The sequence below is a fragment of the Pseudomonas chlororaphis subsp. piscium genome, assembly GCF_003850345.1.
GTDB lineage: Bacteria > Pseudomonadota > Gammaproteobacteria > Pseudomonadales > Pseudomonadaceae > Aquipseudomonas > Aquipseudomonas piscium.
Window position 1 is genome coordinate 6111166 of record NZ_CP027707.1, and the last position, 25007, is coordinate 6136172.

Annotated in this window: 19 protein-coding genes; 11 read left to right on the forward strand and 8 right to left on the reverse strand. The window is 62.8% G+C overall.

Annotation, left to right across the window (positions count from 1 at the left end; translation table 11 throughout):
- Positions 1–79: 79 nt before the first annotated feature.
- A complete protein-coding gene (locus C4K38_RS27730) occupies positions 80–2518 on the reverse strand; it encodes a Lon protease family protein (RefSeq protein ID WP_053280996.1) in 2439 nt (812 codons plus the stop codon).
- Between the two features lie 273 nt (positions 2519–2791).
- Here C4K38_RS27730 and C4K38_RS27735 point away from each other — a divergent pair, with 273 nt between their 5' ends.
- From C4K38_RS27735 to C4K38_RS27750, 4 genes are all read left to right on the forward strand, one after another.
- Positions 2792–3280, forward strand: a complete 489-nt coding sequence (locus C4K38_RS27735; protein ID WP_053280997.1) for a DUF3015 domain-containing protein — start codon at positions 2792–2794, stop codon at positions 3278–3280.
- A gap of 94 nt (positions 3281–3374) precedes the next feature.
- Positions 3375–5228: an Lnb N-terminal periplasmic domain-containing protein gene (locus tag C4K38_RS27740; protein ID WP_053280998.1), complete on the forward strand. Its 1854-nt coding sequence runs from the start codon at positions 3375–3377 to the stop codon at positions 5226–5228.
- A gap of 94 nt (positions 5229–5322) precedes the next feature.
- Positions 5323–5679, forward strand: a complete 357-nt coding sequence (locus C4K38_RS27745) for a hypothetical protein (RefSeq protein ID WP_053280999.1) — start codon at positions 5323–5325, stop codon at positions 5677–5679.
- A 71-nt stretch (positions 5680–5750) separates the two neighbouring features.
- Entirely contained in the window at positions 5751–6245 is a 495-nt protein-coding gene (locus C4K38_RS27750; RefSeq protein ID WP_053281000.1) for a GreA/GreB family elongation factor, read from the forward strand.
- Here C4K38_RS27750 and gdhA read toward each other — a convergent pair.
- The gene (gdhA, locus tag C4K38_RS27755; protein ID WP_053281001.1) at positions 6242–7579 is read right to left on the reverse strand and encodes an NADP-specific glutamate dehydrogenase; all 1338 of its coding nucleotides are present in this window, start codon (positions 7577–7579) and stop codon (positions 6242–6244) included. The two genes, C4K38_RS27750 and gdhA, sit on opposite strands and share 4 nt — an antisense overlap.
- A gap of 260 nt (positions 7580–7839) precedes the next feature.
- Positions 7840–9504 (reverse strand): energy-dependent translational throttle protein EttA, encoded by a 1665-nt coding sequence (ettA, locus tag C4K38_RS27760; protein ID WP_007924767.1) that lies wholly within the window; start codon positions 9502–9504, stop codon positions 7840–7842.
- Between the two features lie 285 nt (positions 9505–9789).
- Here ettA and C4K38_RS27765 point away from each other — a divergent pair, with 285 nt between their 5' ends.
- The 5 genes from C4K38_RS27765 to C4K38_RS27790 all read left to right on the forward strand — a co-directional run bounded on the left by C4K38_RS27765 (position 9790) and on the right by C4K38_RS27790 (position 18303).
- Entirely contained in the window at positions 9790–13629 is a 3840-nt protein-coding gene (locus C4K38_RS27765) for a sensor domain-containing protein (RefSeq protein ID WP_053281002.1), read from the forward strand.
- A 208-nt stretch (positions 13630–13837) separates the two neighbouring features.
- Complete coding sequence (gene glyA, locus C4K38_RS27770) at positions 13838–15091, forward strand: serine hydroxymethyltransferase (protein ID WP_009050960.1); 1254 nt, start codon at positions 13838–13840, stop codon at positions 15089–15091.
- 354 nt (positions 15092–15445) lie between these two features.
- Positions 15446–16759, forward strand: coding sequence for a C4-dicarboxylate transporter DctA (locus C4K38_RS27780; RefSeq protein WP_009050961.1), 1314 nt, complete (start codon positions 15446–15448; stop codon positions 16757–16759).
- Between the two features lie 83 nt (positions 16760–16842).
- The gene (locus C4K38_RS27785) at positions 16843–17547 is read left to right on the forward strand and encodes a FadR/GntR family transcriptional regulator (RefSeq protein WP_053281003.1); all 705 of its coding nucleotides are present in this window, start codon (positions 16843–16845) and stop codon (positions 17545–17547) included.
- Between the two features lie 45 nt (positions 17548–17592).
- Positions 17593–18303: a GntR family transcriptional regulator gene (locus C4K38_RS27790; protein WP_053281004.1), complete on the forward strand. Its 711-nt coding sequence runs from the start codon at positions 17593–17595 to the stop codon at positions 18301–18303.
- 81 nt (positions 18304–18384) lie between these two features.
- Here the strand turns inward: C4K38_RS27790 and yjiA are convergent, their stop codons facing one another.
- The 3 genes from yjiA to C4K38_RS27805 all read right to left on the reverse strand — a co-directional run bounded on the left by yjiA (position 18385) and on the right by C4K38_RS27805 (position 21758).
- On the reverse strand, positions 18385–19371 hold the full coding sequence (gene yjiA / locus C4K38_RS27795; protein WP_164487026.1) for a GTPase: 987 nt from the start codon (positions 19369–19371) through the stop codon (positions 18385–18387).
- 107 nt (positions 19372–19478) lie between these two features.
- Positions 19479–19676: a YbdD/YjiX family protein gene (locus C4K38_RS27800; protein ID WP_007930039.1), complete on the reverse strand. Its 198-nt coding sequence runs from the start codon at positions 19674–19676 to the stop codon at positions 19479–19481.
- A 15-nt stretch (positions 19677–19691) separates the two neighbouring features.
- Positions 19692–21758 (reverse strand): carbon starvation CstA family protein, encoded by a 2067-nt coding sequence (locus C4K38_RS27805; RefSeq protein ID WP_038575596.1) that lies wholly within the window; start codon positions 21756–21758, stop codon positions 19692–19694.
- A 209-nt stretch (positions 21759–21967) separates the two neighbouring features.
- Between C4K38_RS27805 and C4K38_RS27810 the strand changes: the two genes are divergently transcribed.
- Both C4K38_RS27810 and C4K38_RS27815 read left to right on the forward strand, forming a co-directional pair.
- Positions 21968–22429 (forward strand): methyltransferase family protein, encoded by a 462-nt coding sequence (locus tag C4K38_RS27810; RefSeq protein WP_053281006.1) that lies wholly within the window; start codon positions 21968–21970, stop codon positions 22427–22429.
- Between the two features lie 58 nt (positions 22430–22487).
- Positions 22488–22856 carry a PilZ domain-containing protein gene (locus C4K38_RS27815; protein WP_053281007.1) on the forward strand — a complete coding sequence of 123 codons (369 nt, stop codon included), beginning with the start codon at positions 22488–22490 and terminating at the stop codon, positions 22854–22856.
- A gap of 25 nt (positions 22857–22881) precedes the next feature.
- On the opposite strand, the gene C4K38_RS27820 is transcribed toward C4K38_RS27815, so the two are convergent.
- Positions 22882–23610: a hypothetical protein gene (locus tag C4K38_RS27820; protein WP_053281014.1), complete on the reverse strand. Its 729-nt coding sequence runs from the start codon at positions 23608–23610 to the stop codon at positions 22882–22884.
- Between the two features lie 28 nt (positions 23611–23638).
- Complete coding sequence (gene radA / locus C4K38_RS27825; protein WP_053281008.1) at positions 23639–25006, reverse strand: DNA repair protein RadA; 1368 nt, start codon at positions 25004–25006, stop codon at positions 23639–23641.
- Between the last annotated feature and the right edge of the window lies 1 nt (position 25007).

Sequence of the window (25007 nt, forward strand, 5' to 3'; positions counted from 1 at the left end):
GCGCCGAATGGTCTATTCGCAAAATTGACGCCAGCGGACCGGCGCCGCGACGAAGGCCGAGCCCTCGCCGCGGCATGGCTCATGCCGGCTTGGTTTGCGCCAATGCTTCTTGCGCCTGCTCTTTTTCCGCTTCCTTGAGATCGTCCTCGCTGATCATTTCCGCGATAACCCGCAGACGCTCCACCACCCGCGCGTTGACACTGCCTTCCGGGAACTGGCCATCCGCATCCGGCTCGCCCGCGGGCTCGCCGACCAGCAGACTCAGGGCCTCGTCAGCCTGGCGCACGGCATACACGTGGAATTTCCCGGCGCGGACCGCCGCCAGCACCTTCTCGTCGAGCATCAGGGTGGCGACGTTGGCGTGAGGAATGATGGCGCCTTGCTCGCCCGTCAGGCCCCGCGCTTCGCAGAGGCGGAAGAAGCCTTCGATCTTCTCGTTGACCCCGCCAACCGCCTGCACCTCGCCGAACTGGTTGATCGATCCGGTAATGGCAAAGCATTGCTTGAGCGGGGTTTTCGACAAGGCCGAGATCAGCGTGCACGCCTCGCCCAGCGATGCACTGTCACCGTCGACGTAACCGTAGGATTGCTCCAGGGCGATGCTCGCCGAGATTGCCAGGGGGAATTCCTGGGCATAACGGCTGCCCAGATAGCCGGTGAGAATCATCACGCCCTTGGAGTGAATCGGCTGGCCGAGATTGACCTCGCGCTCGATGTCGACGATACCGCTGCCTCCCGGATACACCGTGGCGGAAATCCGCGCCGGAATACCAAAGGCCGAGTCGCCCACTTCCAGCACCGTCAGGCCGTTGCACTTACCCACGGCAGCACCATCGGTGTCGATCAGAATGATCCCCGCCAGCATGTCGTCGAGAATCCGCGCCGAGACCCGCCCGGTGCGCGTGGCCTTGGCCTTGAGCGCCCGTTCGATGTGCCCGGCATCGGTCATCTCGTCCGAAGCCAGGTGACGGATGAAGTCCGCCTCGCTGACCAGCTGGAACAGGTCGCCAATACGCGCCGACAAGCGCCCCTGGTGTTCCGCCAACCGGGCGCTGTAGGTCGCCAGGCGCGCCACTGCGTCCGCGGTCAGCGGCGCCATGCCTTCTTCAGAGGTGCGGGTTTTCAGCAGCTGGGCGAACTGTTCGAGGCTCTCGTCCACCATCGGGATGTCTTCGTCGAAATCCACCAGCACGCGGAACATTTCCTGAAAGTCCGGATCCAGGTCCTGCAGCGTGTAGTACAGCTGGCGGGCACCGATGATCACGACCTTGACCTGCAACGGGATGTGTTGCGGGGTCAGGGTCACGGTGGCCAGGCGCCCCAGTTCGCCCAGCGGCGACTCCATCTTCAGCTTGCGCGATTGCAGGGCACGCTTGAGGGCATCCCAGACAAAGGGTTCGCTAAGCATCTTCTCGGCTTCGAGAATCAGGAAACCGCCGTTGGCCCGATGCAGGGCACCCGGACGCAGCTGCCGGTAAGTGGTGTAGAGCGCGCCCTGGTCGGTGCTGTATTCGATGCGGCCAAACAGGTTGTCGTAGGTCGGGTGCGGCTCGAACACCACTGGCGCGCCGCCACTGGCCGGGTGACCGACCACCAGGCTCGGGCCGTACTGTTCTTCCAGCAGCTTGCGGGCCACGGCGTCGGTCTTGCTGTCGTCCACCAGTTGCTCGACCACGGTCTTGAGCAGGTACACCTGCATGGCTTGCAGGTAGCCGCACACACCGGCGTTTTCCGCGTACTTCTCGGACAGCGGCGCCAGCAGCGGCTGCAAGGCCAGGGTGATGGTTTCTTCGTTGAGGTGACGCAGTTGGTTGCTCGACTCGCGCTTCCACTGCGGCAGGCTCGCCAGCTCTTCGTTGAGGCGCTCTTCCAGGACGGAAATGTCCTCATGGAAACGCTCGCGATCGGCCTCGGGCAATTGCGCGAACTCGGCCTCGTCCAGCGCCTTGCCGTCGATCATCGGGGTGAAGGCGATATTGCTGCTGTCGCGGTACAGCGCGACGTCCTTCTCCAGCGCCAGGCGCTCGATCACATCGAGGGCACGGTCGTAACGCTGGTTGAAAGCGCGATCGATGGCGCTTTTCTTCTGTTGATAGGAGGGATGCTCGAAGACTGCCGGAAAGGTCGCCAGCAGGTTGTCGATCAGGCCGTTGATGTCACTGATGAACGCACCCGCGGCCCCCGAAGGCAGCTCCAGCGCGCGAGGCTCGCGCGGCTCATCGAAATTGTTGACGTAGACCCAGTCGGACGGGGTCTGCAGGCGTTTGCCCTCAGCCTTCAGGTAGCGTTTGACGAAAGAGAAGCGGCCAGTGCCGGGCTCGCCCATGACAAAGACGTTGTAACCGGGGCGCGGCATGGCCACACCGAACTGCAAGGCTTCGACCGCACGTTCCTGGCCAAGCACACCGCGAAAGGGCTCCAGATCATTGGTGGTCGAGAAGCTGAACTGTTCAGCGGAAAACGGACGGGTCAGCGCTTCGGGCGCTAGACGCAAGCTGGCAGCAACAGGATCAGGCATCGGGCTTCCTTACATCAGGCGGGGCAGATGGGGCATTCTGGCGCCGGGTACAGCGGCTGGCAAGGCGCGAGAAAGCGAAAGCGCGGACAGACCCCAGGCGCTACGCAGACAGCATAAAAACCGTCTATTTCAAGGAATGTCATGCAAAAAAACACGGAACCCTTGGAATCTGCCTAAACTCCAAGCTGCGCGGCTGGACTAATAACCGGCCCACTGGCGCCGACATGGGCCAGAACCCTTGTCCATTGGTTTGCACACAAAGAGAACAAAGCTATGAAACGGATTCTTCTCGGTACTCTCTTCACCGCTGTTTCCATCAATGCAATGGCCCAGGCGCCAGGCGGTCCGGATTGTGGGTGGGGCAACCTGCTGTTCGAAGGGCAGCGCGGCACTCCGGCTCACTTCCTGGCCTCCACCACCAACGGCACCTCCGGTAACGCGACCTTCGGTATGACTTCCGGCACCAACGGCTGCTCGACCAACAGCGCGCTGACTTACGGCGGCAAATCCTGGTTTGCCATGAATGGCATGATGAACGAGCTCTCCGAAGACATGGCCAAAGGTGAAGGCGAAGCGCTGACCACCTACGCCGTGGTTCTGGGCGTCGCTCCTGAAGACCGCGCGCACTTCGCCGCCGTCACCCACGAGCACTTCCAGCAGATCTTCAGCAAAGCCGACGTGACCGCGGACGATGTGCACACCAACACCCTGGCCGTGCTGAAAAACGATGCACGCCTGGCCAAGTACGCCACCCCGGCTTAATCTCGACCCGCCCGCTCTTTTCGAGGAGCGGGCTTTTGTTTTTCGGACATGACCCCTCCCGGATCTTTGTTTTTTCCGACTCAAGTTGCCCACCATGCTCAAACGCCTTGCCTCCCTGGCGCTCTGTGTCTGCGCCCCGCTGTCCGCCGCGCCACATATCGACCACTCACGTTTGCAGCAACTGGCCAACGATCCGTTCTGGATTTCCCTTGGCCACTACGAAACCGCCAAGCTCGGTGGCTGGCGCAGTTATGTCAGCGACCCGAAGTTTTTCCTCGCCGGCAACGGCGCCGAACACCCGGACGCCGAGCTCAAGGCCACCCTTGACGCGCTCTACGCCCCTGCCAGCAGCGGCAACCAGCATGCCCAATGCGTGTACCCCGCCCGCACCCGCTGGCTCAAGGCCCAGTTGAACCTGAGCGATCTGCCGACGGTGGACTGCAATGAGTTCAACCAGTGGTTCAAGGACGTCGCGCCCCACAGCACGGTGATGATTTTCCCGGCGGCCTACCTGAACAGCCCGTCGTCGATGTTCGGCCATACCCTGCTGCGCATCGACCAGGCCGACGTGCAAAGCAACCACACCGCCCTGCTCAGCTACGCGATCAACTTCGGCGCCTATATCGAAGGCTCGGACAACAGCATTCTCTACGCCTGGAAAGGCCTGATGGGCGGCTACCCCGGGCTGTTCGCCCTGGTGCCCTACCAGGAGAAGCTCTCGGAGTACCGCAGCCTGGAGAACCGCGACCTGTGGGAGTACCGGCTGAACCTGACCCAGGCCGAAACCGAACGCATGGTCGAGCACGTCTGGGAACTGAAGCAGATCAAGTTCGACTACTTCTTCTTCGACGAGAACTGCTCCTACCGCTTGCTCGAACTGCTGCAAGTGGCACGCCCCAGCCTGCGCCTGACCGAACAGTTCCCGCTGACGGCAATTCCCACCGACACCGTCAAGGCAGTCAAGGAAGCCGGCCTGGTGGAGAAGATCGAGTACCGCCCGTCCCGCGAACGTGAGCTGCTGGAGCGCGCCAAGCCGCTGAGCAACGACGAACAGCAATGGGTGCTGAAGGTCAGCGCCAACCAGCAACAGTTGCACGAGCCAGCCTTCAAGGCCCTGTCACGGGACCGCCAGGCGCTGATCATCGATGCGGCCTATCGCCTTGAGCGCTACCGGGCCAACGGCCAGGAACGCGACCCGCAACGGGCGCAGCGCAGTTTCGAGCTGTTGCGGGCGATCAACCGCAACCCGCCGCCCGAACTGTCCATCGCCCGCCCTGGCCTGCCGGAAGACGGCCATGAGTCGCGCACCTGGCAGGTCGGCGTGGGTACCCGCGGTGATCAGGCCTTTGGCGAATACGGGCTGCGCATGGCCTATCACGACCTCAACGACAACGCCGAAGGTTTCCCCCTGGGCGCACAGATCGAAATCCTGCAGATGAAGCTGCGCCAGTACGAAGGCAACCACTGGCAGCTGCAGCAACTGGACCTGGCGACCATCCGTTCGCTGACGCCGCGCAACGATCTGCTGCAACCCTGGTCCTGGCAGGTCACCGGGGGCCTGGAGCGGGTGCCGGGCAAACACGACGATGAAACCCTGGTCAGCCATGTCAACGGTGGTGGCGGCGGCACCTGGCAGCTCAGCGAGAATATGCTCGGCTTCGCCCTGGGCACCGTACGCGTCGAGCACAACGCCGATTTCGCCGCCTTCATCACCCCGGCGGCCGGCTTCAACACCGGCCTGCTGTGGAAAAACCCGCTGGGCAACTTCAGCGTCGAGGCCAAGGGCGATTACTTCACCAACGGCGAGGTGCGCCGCAGCCTGAGCCTCAACCAGCAATGGGAGCTGTCGCGCAACCTGGGCCTGCGCCTGAGCGCCCAGCGCGAGTTCAGCCACCTGGCCACGGCGGAAAACGAGGTGATGCTGGAACTGAAGTGGTACCACTACTGACCCCCGGTAGCATTCTTACTGCGCTTTCACAAACCACTGACGAATCCCCTTCTAGACTTTCTCTATCAGCCGTTGAGCGGTGCGGGAGTCAGAGATGTGGCGGTATGCGGTAGTGGCAGCGTTGCTGGCGTTGATGGCCGGTTGTGAGACGACCCACGAGCAGTTGCTCAAGCAGGGTTATCCACCGGCCTTCGCCGACGGCTTCGATGATGGCTGCGCCAGCGGTCGCCAGGCCGCCGGGGCGATCAACGGCGAATTTCGCAAGAACGTGCCGCGCTACCTCAAGGACCCGCAATACGCCGAGGGCTGGAGCGACGGTTTTCGCCAGTGCCAGGCCATGCTGGAAAACCAGGATCGCAATGACTATCGGCAGCGTCACTGGGACGAACGCGAACGTGCCTGGCAACAGGAAAAAGACCGCGACGCCGCGCGAGCCTATCGCTCGCAGTAAGTCGTTTTCAGACATGGCCCGAAACCAAAAGGCTGCGACCATGGCCCAAACTCCATTACGGGAAAACTCCCATGAGCCGAGCCTTCGTCAATGAGGAACTGTCTGCCCCCCAGGCCGACCAACCCGTGGAACGGCAGATCAGCGCGCAACCCAACTACGTCACCCCACAGGGCCTGAGCGAACTGCAGGCCAAGGTCGCGTTCCTGCAAACCCGGCACAACCAACAATCGGCGCTGGGCGACCAGGCGGACCCACAGCAGCTGGCCGATATCGAACGCGATCTGCGCTACTTCAACCAGCGCCTGCAAAGCGCCCAGGTGGTTCCCCTGGCGACATCGCGGTCGAAGGTACAGATCGGCAGCCGGGTCATCTTCGCCGACGAGCACGGCACCGAGCAGTGTGTGCAGCTGGTAGGCGAGGATCAGGCCGATGTCGCCAAGGGCCTGATCAATTGGGGCTCGCCGCTGGGCCGGGCGCTGCTGGGCACCCAGCTTGGCGATGAAGTGTTGTGGCAGCGGCCGGCGGGCGATCAGTTGATCGAGGTGATCCGCATCGACCCGGCTTAAACCACGCCCTGGGCCAGCATGGCATCGGCAACCTTGACGAAGCCGGCGATGTTCGCCCCTTTGACGTAGTTGATCCGGCCGTTTTCTTCGCCGTAATGCACGCAGGCGTGGTGGATCGACTGCATGATGCCGTGCAGCTTGCTGTCCACCTCGCCGGCGCTCCACAGCAGGCGCATGGCGTTCTGCGACATCTCCAGCCCGCTGACCGCCACGCCACCGGCGTTCGAGGCCTTGCCCGGGGCGAACAGAATGCCGGCCTCGATAAAGATATCCACAGCTTCCAGAGTGGTCGGCATGTTCGCCCCTTCGGCCACGCACATGCAGCCATGGCGCAGCAGCGTGCGTGCCGACTCGGCGTCCAGTTCGTTCTGGGTGGCGCACGGCAGCGCGATATCGCACGGCAGCCCCCAGGGGTGCTGGCCGACGAGGAATTCGAGGTTGAACTGCGTCGCCAGCTCGCTGATGCGCCCGCGCTTGACGTTCTTCAGTTCCAGCACCGCCTGCCATTGCTCCTCGGTCAGCCCGGCCTCGCAGTACAGCGTGCCTTCGGAGTCTGACAGGGAGATCACCCTGCCGCCCAGGTCCATGACCTTGCGCGCCGCGTATTGCGCCACGTTGCCGGAACCGGAAATCGCCACGCGCTTGCCTTCCACCCGGTCGTCACGGCGCTTGAGCATTTCTTCGGCGAAGTACACACAACCGAAGCCGGTAGCCTCCGGACGGATCAGGCTGCCGCCGTAACTCATACCCTTGCCGGTCAGCACCGAGGTGAACTGGTTGCTCAGGCGCTTGTACTGGCCGAACAGGAAACCGATTTCCCGGGCGCCCACGCCGATATCCCCCGCCGGCACGTCCACGTCCGAACCGATATGACGGTACAGCTCGCTCATGAAGGCCTGGCAGAAGCGCATCACTTCGGCGTCGCTCTTGCCCTTCGGATCGAAGTCCGAACCGCCCTTGCCGCCGCCCATGGGCAGCGAGGTCAGGGAGTTCTTGAAGGTCTGCTCGAAGGCGAGGAATTTCAGCACCCCCAGATTGACCGAAGGGTGGAAACGCAAACCGCCCTTGTACGGGCCGATGGCGCTGTTCATCTGGATGCGGAACCCGCGATTGACCTGGACCTTGCCCTGATCGTCGACCCACGACACACGAAACACCACCGCCCGCTCCGGCTCGCAGATGCGCTCGAGAATGCCCGAGGTCAGGTAATGCGGATTGGCCTCCAGGAACGGCCACAGGCTGCGCAGCACCTCTTCCACCGCCTGGTGGAATTCAGGCTGGTCCGGGTCGCGCTTTTTCAGGCGGGCGAGAAAGTCTTCGACGGATTCGATCATGAGAAAGTCTCGGCAAATTTATTGTCGTTAACGGAGATTTGCCCGGGACTTTAGCAACTCGAACAGCACCATGACAGAGCAAAATGTCGCAGTTATGAATTTAAATGGTGCAATTGATATAAATTTTTCGCCATTTTCAGCATTTAATGCACCATTCAGGGGATCAGAATCACAAGAAACGCCCCATGTTGGCGAGCCCAAAAAACAGGCAAAAAAAACGGAGCCCGAAGGCTCCGTTTCTTTCAAGCAACAGACCCGAATCAGGCCAGTTTCTTGTAACGCACGCGGTGCGGTTGGGCTGCCGCGTCGCCGAGGCGCTTCTTGCGATCGGCTTCGTACTCGGTGTAGTTGCCTTCGAAGAACACTGCTTGCGAGTCGTCTTCGTACGCCAGGATGTGGGTCGCGACACGGTCAAGGAACCACCGGTCGTGGGAGATCACAATGGCGGCGCCCGGGAAGTCCAGCAGGGCTTCTTCCAGGGAACGCAGGGTTTCGACGTCGAGGTCGTTGGACGGTTCGTCGAGCAGCAGGACGTTGCCGCCCTCTTTCAGGGTCAGGGCCAGGTGCAAGCGACCACGCTCACCACCGGACAGGTCCTTGACGAACTTCTGCTGGTCGCCGCCCTTGAAGTTGAAACGACCGACGTAGGTACGCGACGGGATCTCGTAGCTGCCGATGCGAATCTGGTCGGAGCCGTCGGAGATCTGCTGGAACACGGTCTTGCTGCCGTCCAGGTCCTCGCGGCTCTGGTCGACGCAAGCCAGTTGCACGGTTTCGCCGACTTCGATGCTGCCCGAGTCCGGTGTTTCCTTGCCCATCAGCATGCGGAACAGGGTGGATTTACCCGCACCGTTACCGCCGATCACGCCGACGATGGCGCCTTTGGGCATGGAGAACGACAGGTTGTCGATCAGCACGCGATCGCCGTAGCCCTTGGTGACGTTCTTGAACTCGATGACCTTGTCACCCAGGCGCGGACCGGCCGGGATGTAGATCTCGTTGGTCTCGCTGCGCTTCTGGAATTCCTGCGATTGCATTTCTTCGAAGCGGGCCAGACGGGCCTTGGATTTCGACTGACGAGCCTTGGCGCCTTTGCGCACCCACTCCAGTTCTTCCTTCATGGCCTTTTCATGGGCCGACTGCTGCTTGGATTCCTGGGCCAGACGATCGGACTTGGCTTCCAGCCAGCCCGAATAGTTGCCCTCGTAAGGAATACCGGCGCCGCGGTCGAGCTCGAGGATCCAGCCGGCGACGTTGTCCAGGAAGTAACGGTCGTGCGTGATCGCAACCACGGTGCCCGGGAAGTCGTGGAGGAAGTGCTCCAGCCAGGCCACGGAATCGGCGTCCAGGTGGTTGGTCGGTTCGTCGAGCAGCAGCATGTCCGGGGCGGACAGCAGCAGGCGGCACAGGGCCACACGACGTTTTTCACCACCGGACAGGTGTTCGACCTTGGCATCCCAGGCCGGCAGGCGCAGCGCATCGGCGGCGACTTCCAGCTGGCGCTCCAGGTTGTGGCCGTCGCTGGCCTGCAGGATCGCTTCGAGCTTGGCCTGTTCGGCGGCCAGCTTGTCGAAGTCGGCGTCCGGATCGGCATAGGCCGCGTAGACCTCGTCCAGGCGCGCCTGGGCGTCCTTGATCACGCTGACCGCTTCCTCGACCACTTCACGCACAGTCTTGGTCGGATCCAGCTGAGGCTCCTGGGGCAGGTAGCCGATGTTCAGCTCGGGCATCGGACGGGCTTCGCCCTCGAACTCGGTGTCGACGCCGGCCATGATTTTCAGCAGGGTGGACTTACCCGAACCGTTGAGGCCCAGCACGCCGATCTTGGCGCCCGGGAAGAACGACAGAGAAATGTTTTTCAGGATTTCCCGCTTCGGCGGAACAACTTTTCCCAGCCGATGCATGGTGAAGACGTATTGAGCCATGATGAACCTAGCGTCAGTGACTGATGAATGAAGAGCGGGCGAAGCCCGGGCCAGGCCATGCGCGGCGCCGGCATTTGATCGCGATCAATGCCTGCGTACGGAAAAAGCCTGATTGTCTGGAGCTGGAGCGCTCCCGCGTAACCAGCAAAGCTACCTCAATGGCCGGGCAAGGTCCAGCCAGCCAGGGCTGGCACTTTGCCACAACTCAAGGCATGCTAGCCGCCCTTCGGGCGTCCGGCTTATAGTGCACGTCGCGCCAGTCCAGCCAAACCGCAGGATCACAGTTTGTCCAATGCCACTCCGCCCTCTTCCCTGCGCGCACCTGCGCCTGCGTCCGGCTCGCCCCTGCGCGGCACCCTGAAAGGCGTGCTCGCGACCCTGGTCCTGCTGCTGCTCGCCCTGCTGTTCTGGCAACTGCTCGACCAACTGCAACAGACCCGCAAAGACCAGCGTCAACACGCGATCGACTACAACGCCGACCTGGCCGAACACATCAGCCTCAACCTGGCGCTCAATGCGCAGATCGCCCTCAACCTGCTGCCGATCGTCGAGCCGCCACAGGATGCCGAGCAGCAACAACTGCTGCTGAAAAAGCTGCAACTGTCCCTGCCCGACCTGCAAAGCATCGCGCTGCTGGATGCCAAGGGCCAGCTCGTCAGCGACAGCGACGCCGACGGCCAGGACGCCGCGTGGCTCGCCGAGCTGACCAACCGCAGCCGCGGCCAGCGCTATTACTACAGCAACGCCAGTGACGGCGCGTTGGTACAACTGCTGCTGCACCAGCCCAGCGGCGCACTCAAGAGTTACTGGGTACTGCGCCTGGCACCGACTTTTGTCCAGTCCCTGAACCCCAGCCCCGACCAGGGCTTCCAACCGACCTGGGTCATTGAAAATCGCCAGAACCAGAAAACCCTCAGTCGCGACGACGGCAGCAGCACCCCGGTGACCACCGACGAAATAGCCAACAGCGTGCTGGTCGCGCCGCTGGGTAACAGCGACTGGCAACTGCGTGGCCTGTTCGACGAGCGCGCGGTGATCGAGCAACTGCTGCCGGCGTTTATCGCCAAATGCCTGCTGGGGCTCGCATTCTCCCTGCTGCCGGTGATTGCGCTGCTGAACATGCGCCGCCGCCAGCGTCAGCTGCACGAAGGGCGTCGCCGCTACCAGGACATTTTCGAAGGCACCGGGGTCGCCCTCTGCGTCCTGGATATCTCCGGGCTGCCGGCGTTTCTCGACAAGGCGCAACTGCACGACAGCGAACAGCTCAAGGCCTGGCTGGAACACAACCCACAGCAGCGGCAGCTGTTGCTTGAAGAACTGCGCATCACCGAAGTCAATCAGGTGGCCTTGCGGCTGCTCAATGTCGACTCCTGCGAACAGGCCTGGAAGCTGCTGATCGAAGGCAGCCCGCTTAACAGCAGCGCCATCGGCAACCAGTTGCTGGAGACCGTGGTCAACCAGCACAAACAGCTGGAGCTGGAGATCCGCCTCTGCGACGCCCAGGGCCACGACCAGCACCTGTGGCTGGTGCTGCGCCTGCCGGAAGATCCCGCCGACTATCGGGCGGTGATCCTCAGCATCAGCGACATCACCAGCCGCAAGCTCATCGAGCTGTCGCTGCTGGAGCGCGAAGGCTTCTGGTCGGACGTGGTGCGTACCGTGCCGGACCACCTTTATGTGCAGGACGTCATCAGCCAGCGGATGATCTTCAGCAACCACCACCTGGGCCAGACCCTCGGCTACAACAAGACCGAGCTGCACCAGATGGGCGAGTACTTCTGGGAAATCCTCCTGCATCCGGAGGACGCAGACCTCTATCACCGCCTGCGCCAGGAACAACGGCAGGCCGGCTACCTGCAATTGCTGCAATGCCATTTGCGCTTTCGCCACCGCAGTGGCCAATGGCGCTGTTTCGACATCCGCGAACAGGCCCTGGCGCGGGACAAATACGACCAGGTCACGCGCATCATCGGCGTGGCCAAGGACATCACCGACCAGATCGAGGCCAGCGAATCCCTGCGCGACAGCGAACGCCGCTATCGCATGCTCGCCGAAAGCATCAGCGACGTGATTTTCTCCACCGACAGTAAGATGGCCCTCAACTATGTCAGCCCCTCGGTGCAGTCGGTGCTGGGCTATGACGCCGAATGGATCTTCCAGAACGGCTGGCAATCGACCATCGCCAACCCGCAACAGCTGACCGGCATCTATGCCCTGATGGAGCGGATCAGCAAGGCCCTGGACAAACCCGAGCAACTGGCGCAATTGCGCAACCAGGTGCAGACCCAGTTGTTCCTGTTCGACTGCCTGCGGGCCGACGGGCGCAAGATTCCGATCGAGTTGCGCCTGGTGCTGGTGTGGGACGAGCACGGCGCCTTCGAAGGCGTACTCGGGGTCGGCCGCGATATCAGCCAGCAGCGCCGCGCGGAAAAAGACCTGCGCATGGCGGCCACGGTATTCGAGCACTCGACCTCGGCGATCCTGATCACCGACCCGGCGGGCTACATCGTCCAGGCCAACGAGGCATTCAGCCGGGTCAGCGGCTACGCGGTATCCCAGGTGCTCGACCAGTTGCCGAACATGCTCACCGTCGACGAACAGCAGGAAGCCCACCTGCGTTATGTGCTCAAGCAGTTGCACCAGCACAGCACCTGGGAAGGCGAGGTCTGGCTCAAGCGCCGTAACGGCGAACACTATCCGGCCTGGGTCGGCATCACCGCGGTGCTCGATGACGAAGGCGACCTGGCCAGCTATGTGTGCTTCTTCACCGACATCAGCGAACGCAAGGCCAGCGAGCAGCGCATTCACCGCCTGGCCTACTACGACGCCCTGACCCACCTGCCCAACCGCACGCTGTTCCAGGACCGCCTGCATACCGCCCTGCAATCGGCGGAACGGCAGAAGTCCTGGGTGGTGCTGATGTTCCTCGACCTGGACCGCTTCAAGCCGATCAACGACTCCCTGGGCCACGCCGCGGGCGACCGCATGCTCAAGGAAATGGCCACCCGCCTGCTCGATTGCGTCGACAATGACGACACCGTGGCGCGCATGGGCGGCGATGAGTTCACCTTGCTCCTGCAACCGCGGACCAGCCGCGAGATCGCCCTGAACCGCGCGATCCACGTCGCCGAACAGATTCTCGCCAGCCTGGTGAAACCGTTCGTGCTCGAAGGCCGTGAGTTCTTCGTCACCGCCAGTATCGGCATCGCCCTCAGCCCGCAGGACGGCAACGAGCTGAGCCAGCTGATGAAAAACGCCGACACCGCGATGTACCACGCCAAGGAACGCGGCAAGAACAACTTCCAGTTCTACCAGGCCGACATGAACGCCAGCGCCCTGGAGCGCCTGGAGCTGGAAAGCGACCTGCGCCATGCCCTGGAACAGCAGGAATTCATCCTGTACTACCAGCCGCAGTTCAGCGGCGACGGCAAGCGCCTGACCGGTGCCGAGGCCCTGCTGCGCTGGCGCCATCCGCGGCGCGGGCTGGTACCGCCGGGAGACTTCATCCCGGTGCTCGAAGAACTGGGGCTGGTGGTGGATGTCGGCGACTGGGTGATCAGCGAAGCCTGTCGCCAGCTCAAGGCCTGGCACCAGGCCAAGGTCCGGGTGCCGAAGGTCTCGGTGAACATCTCGGCCCGCCAGTTCTCCGACGGCCAGCTGGGCATGCGGATCGCCACCATCCTCAAGGACACTGGCCTGCCGCCGGCCTGCCTGGAGCTGGAACTGACCGAAAGTATCCTGATGCGCGAAGTCAGCGAAGCGATGCAGATCCTCGACGGCCTGAAAAACCTTGGCCTGAGCATCGCGGTCGACGACTTCGGCACCGGCTATTCATCGCTGAACTACCTCAAGCAGTTCCCCATCGACGTGTTGAAGATCGACCGCACCTTCGTCGACGGCCTGCCGTCCGGCGAGCAGGACGCGCAGATCGCCCGCGCTATCATCGCCATGGCCCACAGCCTGAACCTGGCGGTGATCGCCGAGGGCGTGGAAACCCACGAACAACTGGACTTCCTGCGCGAGCACGGCTGTGACGAAGTCCAGGGCTATCTGTTCGGCCGGCCGATGCCGGCCAACAGCTTCGAAGGGCAGTTCAGCAACGACGCGCTGTTCATGTTCGATTGAAATTGTGCGGCGTTTGCCGGTGACGTTATCGCGGGCAAGCTCCGCGCCAGGGAATATGTGCTCGGTTTGCCCGTGACGTTCTGTGCACAAACGCCGCTTATCCCGTCATGAAAGCCACTTGTCTGCGACATGATGTCCTTTCATATGCCATCTAAAACCCGTTGGGTTAGAATGCCCCCCTTTTCTGCCCCGATCCTTGAGGACCGCCATGTTCAGCCGTGATTTGACTATTGCCAAGTACGACGCCGATCTCTTTGCCGCCATGGAGCAAGAAGCCCAGCGCCAGGAAGAGCACATTGAGCTGATCGCTTCGGAAAACTACACCAGCCCTGCGGTGATGGAAGCTCAAGGCTCGGTGCTGACCAACAAGTACGCCGAAGGTTACCCAGGCAAGCGTTACTACGGCGGCTGCGAATACGTCGACGTGGTTGAGCAACTGGCCATCGACCGCGCCAAGGAACTGTTCGGCGCCGACTACGCCAACGTTCAGCCGCACGCCGGCTCGCAAGCCAACGCCGCCGTTTACCTGGCGCTGCTGTCGGCTGGCGACACCATCCTGGGCATGAGCCTGGCCCACGGCGGTCACCTGACCCACGGCGCCAGCGTTTCCTCCTCCGGCAAGCTGTACAACGCCATCCAGTACGGCATCGATGCCAACGGCCTGATCGACTACGACGAAGTCGAGCGTCTGGCGGTCGAGCACAAGCCGAAAATGATCGTGGCCGGTTTCTCTGCCTACTCGCAGGTTCTGGACTTCCCACGCTTCCGCGAAATCGCCGACAAGGTCGGTGCCTATCTCTTTGTTGATATGGCTCACGTTGCGGGACTGGTCGCCGCTGGCGTCTACCCGAACCCGGTGCCTTTCGCCGACGTGGTCACCACCACCACCCACAAGACCCTGCGCGGTCCACGTGGCGGCCTGATCCTGGCTCGCGCCAACGCCGACATCGAGAAGAAGCTGAACTCCGCGGTATTCCCGGGTGCCCAGGGCGGCCCGCTGGAGCACGTGATCGCGGCCAAAGCGATCTGCTTCAAGGAAGCGCTGCAGCCTGAGTTCAAGGCCTACCAGCAACAAGTGGTGAAGAACGCCCAGGCCATGGCCGGCGTGTTCATCGAGCGCGGTTTCGACGTGGTTTCCGGCGGTACTCAGAACCACCTGTTCCTGCTGTCGCTGATCAAGCAGGAAATCTCCGGTAAAGATGCCGATGCCGCTCTGGGCAAGGCCTTCATCACCGTGAACAAGAACTCCGTGCCAAACGACCCACGCTCCCCGTTCGTCACCTCCGGCCTGCGCTTCGGTACTCCGGCAGTGACCACTCGCGGCTTCAAGGAAGCCGAGTGCAAGGAACTGGCTGGCTGGATCTGCGACATCCTGGCCGACCTGAACAACGAAGCGGTGATCGACGCCGTTCGTGAGAAAGTCAAAGCCATCTGCAAGAAGCTGCCGGTATACGGCGCCTGATTCGCAGAGTGTTGCATGAAAAGCCCGGCCTTAGCGCCGGGCTTTTTTTCGCCTGCGAATTGTCTGGCCCGGGACTTGTAGCCGCTGCCGAAGGCTGCGATAAGGCCGAAGGCCTTCCTGCGATCTTCAGAGTGTCGCGGCCGTGCCGGCCGATCGCAGCCTTCGGCAGCGGCTACAGGACCAGCACCACTGGTCAGACCGGTCATGCCAATTTTCGGATCTGCCCTTGTATTCACGGGGAAATCGGGCATAGACTGCGCCTGCACTGGACATACCGGTAAGACCACAATAATTAAGTCCCGAATCTGATGCGCTCCGCGCACGGCAGCCGGGACACCGACCAGGATTCCCCTCATGCTCAGATGGTGCTCGCGTTCGATTTTCCTCCAGGTAGTCCTAGGACTGATGCTCGGCATCGTGTGCGGACTGACACTCCCCGAATACTCCTCGCAACTCAAGCCACTGGGCGATGCCTTTATCAAGCTGATCAAGATGCTGATCGGCCTGATCGTCTTCTGTGTGGTGGTCAGCGGCATCTCCGGCGCCGGCGACCTGAAAAAGGTCGGACGCATCGGGCTCAAATCCGTCATCTACTTCGAAGTCCTGACCACCATCGCCCTGGTGATCGGCCTGGTCTTCGCCTTCACCACCGGCATCGGCAGCGGCGCCAATATCCATCTGGAGCAGCTGTCCGCCGCCGACATGGGCGACATCGCCCAGCGCAGCCAGCACATGCACGGCACCTCTGAGTTCCTGATGGGGCTGATCCCCAATTCGGTACTGGGCGCCTTCGCCGAAAACAACATCCTGCAGGTGCTGCTGTTCTCCGTGCTGTTCGGCAGCGCGCTGAACCTGGTGGGCGAAGCCGCTTCCGGCATCTCGCGGCTGATCAACGAACTCAGCCACATCATCTTCCGCATCATGGGCATGATCGTGCGCCTGGCGCCGATCGGCGTGTTCGGCGCCATCGCCTTCACCACCAGCAAGTACGGCCTGGACTCGCTGCAGCACCTGGGCAGCTTGGTGGGCCTGTTCTACCTGACCTGCTTCGCGTTCGTGGCCATCATTCTCGGCGTGGTGATGCGCTGTTCCGGCCTGCGCATGCTGCCCTTCCTCAAATACCTGCGCGAAGAGCTGCTGATCGTCCTCGGCACCGCCTCCTCCGACGCCGTACTGCCACAGATCATGCGCAAACTGGAACACCTAGGCATCGGCAGTTCCACGGTCGGCCTGGTCATCCCGACGGGCTACTCGTTCAACCTCGACGGTTTCTCGATCTACCTGACCCTGGCTATCGTCTTCATCGCCAATGCCACCGGTACGCCGTTGTCGATGTCCGACCTGCTGACCATCCTGCTGGTGTCGCTGATCACCTCCAAAGGCGCCCACGGGATTCCCGGTTCGGCGCTGGTGATCCTGGCCGCCACCCTGACGGCGATCCCGGCCATTCCGGTGGTGGGCCTGGTACTGGTGCTGGCGGTGGACTGGTTCATGGGCATCGGCCGGGCGCTGACCAACCTGATCGGCAACTGCGTCGCCACCGTGGCCATTGCCCGCTGGGAAAGAGACATCGATATTCAACGGGCCAACAAAGTCCTGAGCGGCCAGCAGGGTTATGGTTTCCAACCGCGAAAACCGCTGCCCGGCGCGCAGCAGCAGGAGTTCTGAGCCATGCCTTGTGCCTGTCGCCGGCAGGCACAACAATCAGCGCCTGCCATGGGCCTCATCCGCCATATTCCAGGGAGTGAACAGTGATCACCTCGTCAACGGTTGTAAATTCAGTGGTAGAAAAGCTGCGGGCGGCCTTGGCCCGTGGCCAATGGCGCTCCGGCGACATGCTGCCGGGGCAACGTGAATTGGCCGAACAGCTGGGCATCAGCCGCCCGAGCCTGCGCGAAGCGGTGACTGTTCTGGAAACCCTGGGCCTGGTGCGTTCCATGCCCGGCAAAGGCGTGGTGGTGCTGGAGGCCAGCCTCAACGAACAACCGGCCAGCGACAGCGGCGTGGCGGGCGCCAGCCTCGAGGATGTGCTGCAACTGCGCTACACCCTCGAGCCGTTCATCGTCGGCCTGGTGGCGCAATCCATCAGCAGCAAGGAAGTGGGCCAGTTGCGCCTGACCCTGATGGACATGCGCGAGGCCCTGGACGCCAACGACAGCGAAGCCGGGATGAACGCCTACATCGCCTTCCATGAAGAGCTGTTCACCCTGACCTCCAACCCGATCTTCCAGAACGTGGTGCAGCAGACCAGCAACGCCCTCAAGCAGAGCGCGGAGATCCTGCGCAACTCGCCGGAGCACCTGGCCGAACGCCTGGAAGAAAACGAAGCGGTGGTCCGGGCGATCCGCAACAAGAACAGCGCGCTGGCCAGTGCCGAAATGCGCCGGCACATCCTCAAGGAAGGCCAGCGCATGGGCATCGAGCTGAACATCCCGGACGACCATCTGGGCAACTAAGCCGCACCCACACTTTCGTATCGGTAACCGGACTGGAGACAGGCCATGGCCAGCTACGCCTTGAACAAACTTGCATTCCCCCTCCCCGGTGCCCTGCCACGGCGCCGCACCGGCGAGAAAAAACTGCTGGTCGACGATGTCTATCCGCAGATTTTCGATGCCATTCTCGAACAACGCATCGCCCCCGCCAGCCGTTTCACCGAGGACAGCCTCGGCGAAGTGTTCGGGGTCAGTCGCAGCATCATTCGCCAGGTCCTGGCGCGCTTGTCCCACCAGCAGGTGATTATCCTGCGGCCCAACCACCGGCCCCAGGTGGCGGCACCGGACCACGAACAGACGCGGCAGATCCTGCACGCCCGCCGCCTGACGGAAATCACCCTGGTCAGGCTCGCCTGCCAGCAACCGGCACCGCGCAACCTCAAGCGCCTGCGGGAATTGATCGCCGGTGAGCGCGACTGCATCGACCGCGGCTTGCGTGGCCCGGCGATCCGCCTGTCCGGCGAGTTCCACCTGCAATTGGCCGAAGTGGCCGGCAACGCGCCGCTGGCGCATTTCCTCGGCAGCCTGGTGCCGCTGACGTCACTGGCGATTGCCCACCATGAAAGCCGCACCTGCAGCCATTGCGCCTGGCAGGAGCACGCGGCGATTGTCGATGCCATTGAAGACGGTGACGTAAAGGCCGCGGTCGCCTTGATGACCGGGCACCTGGATCACCTGGAGGAAAGGTTGCTCAAGGCCAGCGCGGCCTCACAGTAATCTGCGTTTCACGAGCACGCTCGCTCCTGCAGACCGGAGCGAGCTTGCTCGCGATGACCTCACAACAAAGCTGTAACGAAACTACTGCGCCGCCATCCGAGCGAACCCGGCACGGATCTTCTCTTCCGGCAGATCGTCGGCAATAAACACAATCACACTCTCCCGTGCCTCGCCTTCGGCCCACTCGGTATCCCAGTCGAAACCGTACAGTTTGAGCACACCCTGGAACACCAGGCGCCGCGGCTCACCGGCAATATTCAGCACGCCCTTGTAGCGCAGCAGCTGCTTGCCATGCTCTTCCAGCAGTTCGTTCATGAACTCGCTGAGCCTGTCGATATCCAGCGGCGCGTCGGTACGCAGCACCAGGCTGGAAATACGATCGATGGAAGGCGCCTTGCTCACCGGGCGCAGGCTGACACCGCCCCCCAGGTCGGCATTCAGGTTGAAGCCGCGCACATCCAGCAGCTCGGCCAGGTCGATGCGGCCATGCTCGACCACACGGATCGGCGCACGGCGGTTGATCCGGGTCAGGCGCTCACTCAGCGCGTTGAAGGTCGGCTCGTCCACCAGGTCGCGCTTGCTCACCAGCAGGCGGTCGGCGAAGCCGATCTGGGCCTGGGCGATGGTCTGGGTCAGGTGGTGCTCGGCATGCTTGGCGTCCACCAGGGTGATGATGCCGTCGAGGATGTAACGCTCACGCAGCTCTTCGTCGATGAAAAAGGTCTGGGCCACGGGCGCGGGATCGGCCAGCCCGGTGCATTCGATCACCAGACGGTCGAAGGCAATTTCGCCGCTGTCCAACCGCTCGAGCAGCAGGTACAGCGCCTTGGTCAGATCTGTGTGAATGGTGCAGCAGACGCAGCCATTGGACAGCGTCATCACTTGCACCGGCTCGTCGCCCAGCAACTGGGTGTCGATGCCGGCATCGCTGAATTCGTTTTCGATCACGGCGATTTTCAGGCCGTGCTCGGCCTTGAGCAGATGGCGCAGCAAGGTGGTCTTGCCGGCGCCGAGGAAGCCGCTGAGAACGGTGACGGGGATTGGGGCTAACAAAACGAAATCTCCCATGGGCAGAAAAGACTGTAGGAGCCAAGCCAGTCGGCGATAGCGTCCTGAAGATCGCTATCGCCGGCAAGCCGGGCTCCTACAGTGGGGTGTTGCTCAATGGTCGTGCTTCAACAGCATTTCGGCCCGGCTTTGCCGCCGTACCGCGCTTCCTGGCGTTCCCGGAAGAACGCCTCGTACGACATCACCGGTTTGTCCGGGTGCTTGGTCTGCATATGCTCGACGTAGTTGTCGTAGTCGGGCATGCCGACCATCAGGCGCGCGGCCTGACCGAGGTATTTACCGAGGCGACTCAGGTCATTGAACACGATTGCAATCCTCGATTACGCATCCGGCAGTGCATGGAATGGCGATTCTTTATCCGTGCGTTCTTTTTTACCCCAGGCGGAGATACCCACCTTGAGTGCGTAGAACAGGATGCTGAATACCACCAACAGGAACAGCACCGTCAGCGTGGCGTTGGTGTAGGCGTTGAAGATCACGTGCTGCATCTGCGTGATGTCCTTGGCCGGTGCAAGGATCTGACCATTGGCCAGGGCATCGCTGTACTTCTTGGCCAGGGCCAGGAAACCGACTGCCGGGTTGGCGTCGAACAGCTTGATGAGGCCCGCGGTGGTAGTACAGATCAGCAGCCAGGCGGCTGGCAGCAAGGTTACCCAGATGTAGCGCTGACGCTTCATCTTGATCAGCACCACGGTGCCGAGCATCAACGCGATACCCGCCAGCATCTGGTTGGAGATGCCGAACAGCGGCCACAGGGTGTTGATGCCGCCCAGCGGATCGATCACGCCCTGGTACAGCAGGTAACCCCAGAGGGCCACGCAACCGGCGGTGGCGATCAGGTTGGCGGTCCAGGACTCGGTGCGTTTCAGGGCTGGCACGAAGGAGCCCAGCAGGTCCTGCAGCATGAAACGACCGGCACGGGTACCGGCATCCACCGCGGTCAGGATGAACAGCGCTTCGAACAGGATCGCGAAGTGGTACCAGAACGCCATGGTGTTCTCGCCCGGCAGCACATGGTGGAGGATCTGCGCAATACCGACCGCCAGGGTCGGCGCACCGCCGGCACGGGCCAGGATGGTGGTTTCACCGATGTCCTTGGCCACCGCTTGCAGGGCGTCCGGGGTAATGGCGAAGCCCCAGCTGCTGACGGTCTGCGCCACAGCCACCACGTCACCGCCGACGATAGCCGCCGGGCTGTTCATGGCGAAGTACACGCCAGGCTCGATCACCGAAGCGGCAACCATCGCCATGATGGCCACGAAGGACTCCATCAGCATGCCGCCGTAACCGATGTAGCGGGCGTTGGTTTCGTTATCCAGCAGCTTCGGCGTGGTCCCGGAAGAGATCAGCGCGTGGAAGCCGGACACCGCGCCACAGGCGATGGTGATGAACAGGAACGGGAACAGGCCGCCTTTCCAGACCGGGCCGGTGCCGTCGGTGAACTGGGTCAGCGCCGGCATTTTCAGCTCCGGCATGGTGATCAGGATGCCGATCGCCAGGGCGATGATGGTACCGATCTTGAGGAAGGTCGACAGGTAGTCGCGAGGCGCCAGGATCAGCCAGACCGGCAGCACCGCGGCGACGAAACCGTAGCCGATCAGCATCCAGGTGATCTGCACGCCGGTGAAGGTGAAGGCCTTGGACCACACGGGGTCCGCAGCAATCTGGCCCCCCAGCCAGATCGAGCCCAGCAGCAGAAGCACGCCGACGATGGAGATTTCACCGATGCGGCCCGGGCGGATGTAGCGCATGTAGACGCCCATGAACATCGCGATCGGGATGGTCGCCATCACCGTGAAGATGCCCCACGGGCTCTCGGCCAGGGCCTTGACCACGATCAGCGCCAGCACCGCGAGGATGATGATCATGATCAGGAAGCAGCCGAACAGTGCGATGGTCCCCGGGATCCGGCCCATTTCCTCGCGGACCATGTCACCCAGGGAACGGCCGTTGCGCCGGGTGGACATGAACAGGACCATGAAGTCCTGCACCGCCCCCGCCAGGACCACCCCGGCAATCAGCCAGAGCGTGCCAGGCAGATAGCCCATCTGTGCCGCCAGTACCGGCCCCACCAACGGGCCCGCGCCGGCGATGGCCGCGAAGTGGTGACCGAAGAGAATGTGTTTGTTGGTCGGAACATAGTCCAGACCGTCGTTGTTGAGCACGGCGGGGGTGGCCCGGCGCGCATCGAGCTGCATCACGTTGTTAGCGATGAACAGGCTGTAGTAACGGTATGCGACCAGATAGATGGCCACGGCAGCGACCACGATCCACAAGGCGTTGATCGCCTCGCCGCGGCGCAATGCCACTACGCCGAGGGCGCACGCTCCTACGATTGCCAGCACCAGCCAGGGTAAGTGGCGTAGCGGGCTATTATTATTTTTCATTTTATTATTCCAGCCAGGGTGGACAAGAAAGACAGCCACCCGGAGTTTAGCGCTACTGGCCTCAAAGACCACCCCCCACGTTGGTCTAGAGCGTCCTTTTGAGTTTTTTCCTAGGTTTTGCACCGCCTCGGTGCAACCGCTCCTGTAGCACTGAACCACCCGGGCGAAAAAGCGGTCGCACCTGTAAGGACTCGTCGTCTGGAGTGCCCATGTCCAAGCCGCCCGATGGACCGCTGCTGTCACCGCCGCTGCTGTATCTGCTGTTCCTGGTGGTGGCGCTGCTGCTTGCCGACGCTATGCCCTTGCCGGTCCCGGTCAACGGCTGGTTGCGCACCCTGGCCCTGCTGTTGATTATCGGCGGCCAGGGCTTGTCGTTCTGGGCGATGTGGCGTCTCAGGCAACGGCACACCACCAGCAGCAATCTCGGCGAACCCCGGCGCCTGCTGTGCGACGGCCCATTCGCGATCTCGCGCAACCCCATCAATCTCGGCGACACCCTGGGTTACTGCGCCATCGCCCTGTTGCTGGGCAGCCTGTGGCCGTGGCTGCTGTTGCCGCTGCTGATTTACCTGATGAACCTGACGGTGATCCGGCCGGACGAGATCCGCCTGCTGGAGTTGTTCGGCGACCGCTACCGTGACTATTGCCGCAAGGTGCGCCGCTGGCTGTAGCGGTGGGAGCGCACCCGGGTCTGGTCTATAGTCATTTCACCACGCAGAGGGGCTGCTCATGAGCGAACACCATTCCGATCGTCGTCGTTTCAAACGCATCGCCTTCGATGCCCGCACCGAACTGAGCCAGGGCCCTCATCGCTGGTCCGTGCAGTTGGTCGATCTCTCGCTCAAGGGCATGCTGATCCAGCGGCCCGATCCCTGGCTGGGGGACGAAAGCCAGCCGTTCGAGGCCGATATCCATTTGAGCGATGACGCCGAAGTGCGCATGGACGTACAGCTGGCGCACGACGATCACGGCCAGCTGGGCTTCGTCTGCCTGCATATAGACCTGGAATCGATCGAACACCTGCGCCGGCTGATCGAACTCAACCTCGCCGACCCGCAGGAGCTGGAGCGCGAGCTGGGGGCGCTGCTGGAGGTTTGAGCGCCCGCCGCTTCCCGCCAGCCGCTCAGGGGAACGCCGAGGGCTCGGGGAATTCGCTTTCCATATCCCAATAACCGGGCTGTTGCCGACTGGCGGCGGCCCACTGCCCGTCCACCCAGCGATAGATCCGGTAGGTGGTCACAAAATCGTCACCCTCGCTGGCAGGCGCCGAAGACACCTGGGCAATCGCCTCGGTAGCGCCCGCCGCCGCTGGAAGGATCTGCCAGGCCGCCTTGCCGGTCTGGGCCAACCCCAGCGGGCGCTGCTCCCCGCCTTCGTCCCGATACTGGACCGGCTCCAGCCGGCTTTGCGTCGGCGCCAGGAGCTGCGTGGCCGGGCCGCTGTAGCTGCCCAGCGGAGCTGTCTGATCGACGGTGAGGAAAAACGCCGGGTATGGCAGGCCGCTGAGCGGCGCCTTTTCCACCTTCGCCAGCGGATAGCCCAGGGACTGCTCGGCAAGCACTTCGCCAACCTCCGAGACCAGGCGTACCCGGGCCTCCAGCTGTGGCTGATGCTCGCTGTCCGTCGACTCGTCGAAGGTTTCTTCGTCCAGGCCGTTGCCCCAACTCTGCGCGTGCAATTGCGCAGTGATGCGCCGGTCTTCCAGCACCTCGAGCACCGTGCCGTCGCCGACCAGCAACTCCTGGGCGATCCGATAACCGTGCGGCGCATCCTCCTGGCTGGCTACAGCCAGGCCACTGCCCCACAACAATGCAAAACCGAGGGCACCCAGGCCCGCTCCTGTCATCCGCATGAACTGCATCCTTTCAGTGGCACAAGGGTTATTCGAACAGCGCATCCAGCGCCTGCTCCAGACGCGTTACCGCAATGATCCGCAGGCCCTGTGGCGGCTCTTTCGGGGCATTGCCCTTGGGCACGATGGCCCGTTTGAAACCATGCTTGGCCGCTTCCTTGAGGCGCTCCTGGCCGCTCGGCACCGGGCGCACTTCGCCGGACAGGCCGACTTCGCCGAACACCAGCAAGTCGTGGGGCAAGGGCCGGTTGCGCAGGCTGGACATCACCGCCGCCATCAGCGCCAGGTCGGACGCGGTTTCCAGCACCTTGACCCCGCCGACCACGTTGAGGAACACGTCCTGATCGTGGGTCGGGATGCCGCCATGGCGATGCAGCACCGCCAGCAGCATCGCCAGGCGATTCTGGTCCAGACCCAAGGTCACCCGCCGCGGGTTGGCCAAGTGGCTGTCATCCACCAGCGCCTGGACTTCCACCAGCATCGGCCGGGTGCCTTCCCAGGTGGCCATGACCACACTGCCCGGGACTTCTTCCTGGGCACGGGTGAGAAAGATCGCCGAAGGGTTGGAAACTTCTTTCAGGCCGCGGTCGGTCATGCCGAACACGCCCAGCTCGTTGACTGCACCGAAGCGGTTCTTCACCGCCCGCAGCAAGCGCAGGCGGCCATCGGATTCACCTTCGAAATACAGCACGGTGTCGACCATGTGTTCGAGGACCCGCGGCCCGGCCAGCGCGCCCTCCTTGGTCACGTGGCCCACCAGGAAGATTGCCGTGCCGCTCTGCTTGGCATAGCGCACCAGCAGCGCCGCGCTTTCGCGCACCTGGGAAACACCGCCGGGGGCCGATTGCAGTTGCTCGGTGAAGATGGTCTGGATCGAGTCGATCACCATGACCTTGGGCTTCTCCAGCCGGGCCGTGGCGATGATGGTTTCGATACAGGTTTCGGTCATCACCCGCAGTTGGTCCTGGGGCAGGCCCAGGCGCCGGGCGCGCATCGCCACCTGTTGCTGCGATTCTTCGCCGGTGACGTAGAGCGCCGGCATGCGGGTAGCGATGTTGCACAGGGTCTGCAACAGAATGGTCGACTTACCGATCCCCGGGTCGCCGCCGATCAGCACCACCGAACCGTCGACCAGGCCGCCGCCGAGCACCCGGTCCAGTTCGCCGGAAGCCGTGGAAAAGCGCGGGATCTCCTCGACGCTGACCTCGGCCAGGGTCTTGATCTGCGCCTGCTGGCCGGCCCAGCCGGTGCGACCGCTGGGGGCCGCGGCGCCGCCGCTTTCCACCATGGTTTCGGTCAGGGTGTTCCAGGCTCCGCATTCACCGCACTGGCCGGCCCACTTGGGAAAGGTTGCGCCGCACTCGGTGCAGCCGTACATGCGCTTGGCCTTGGCCATC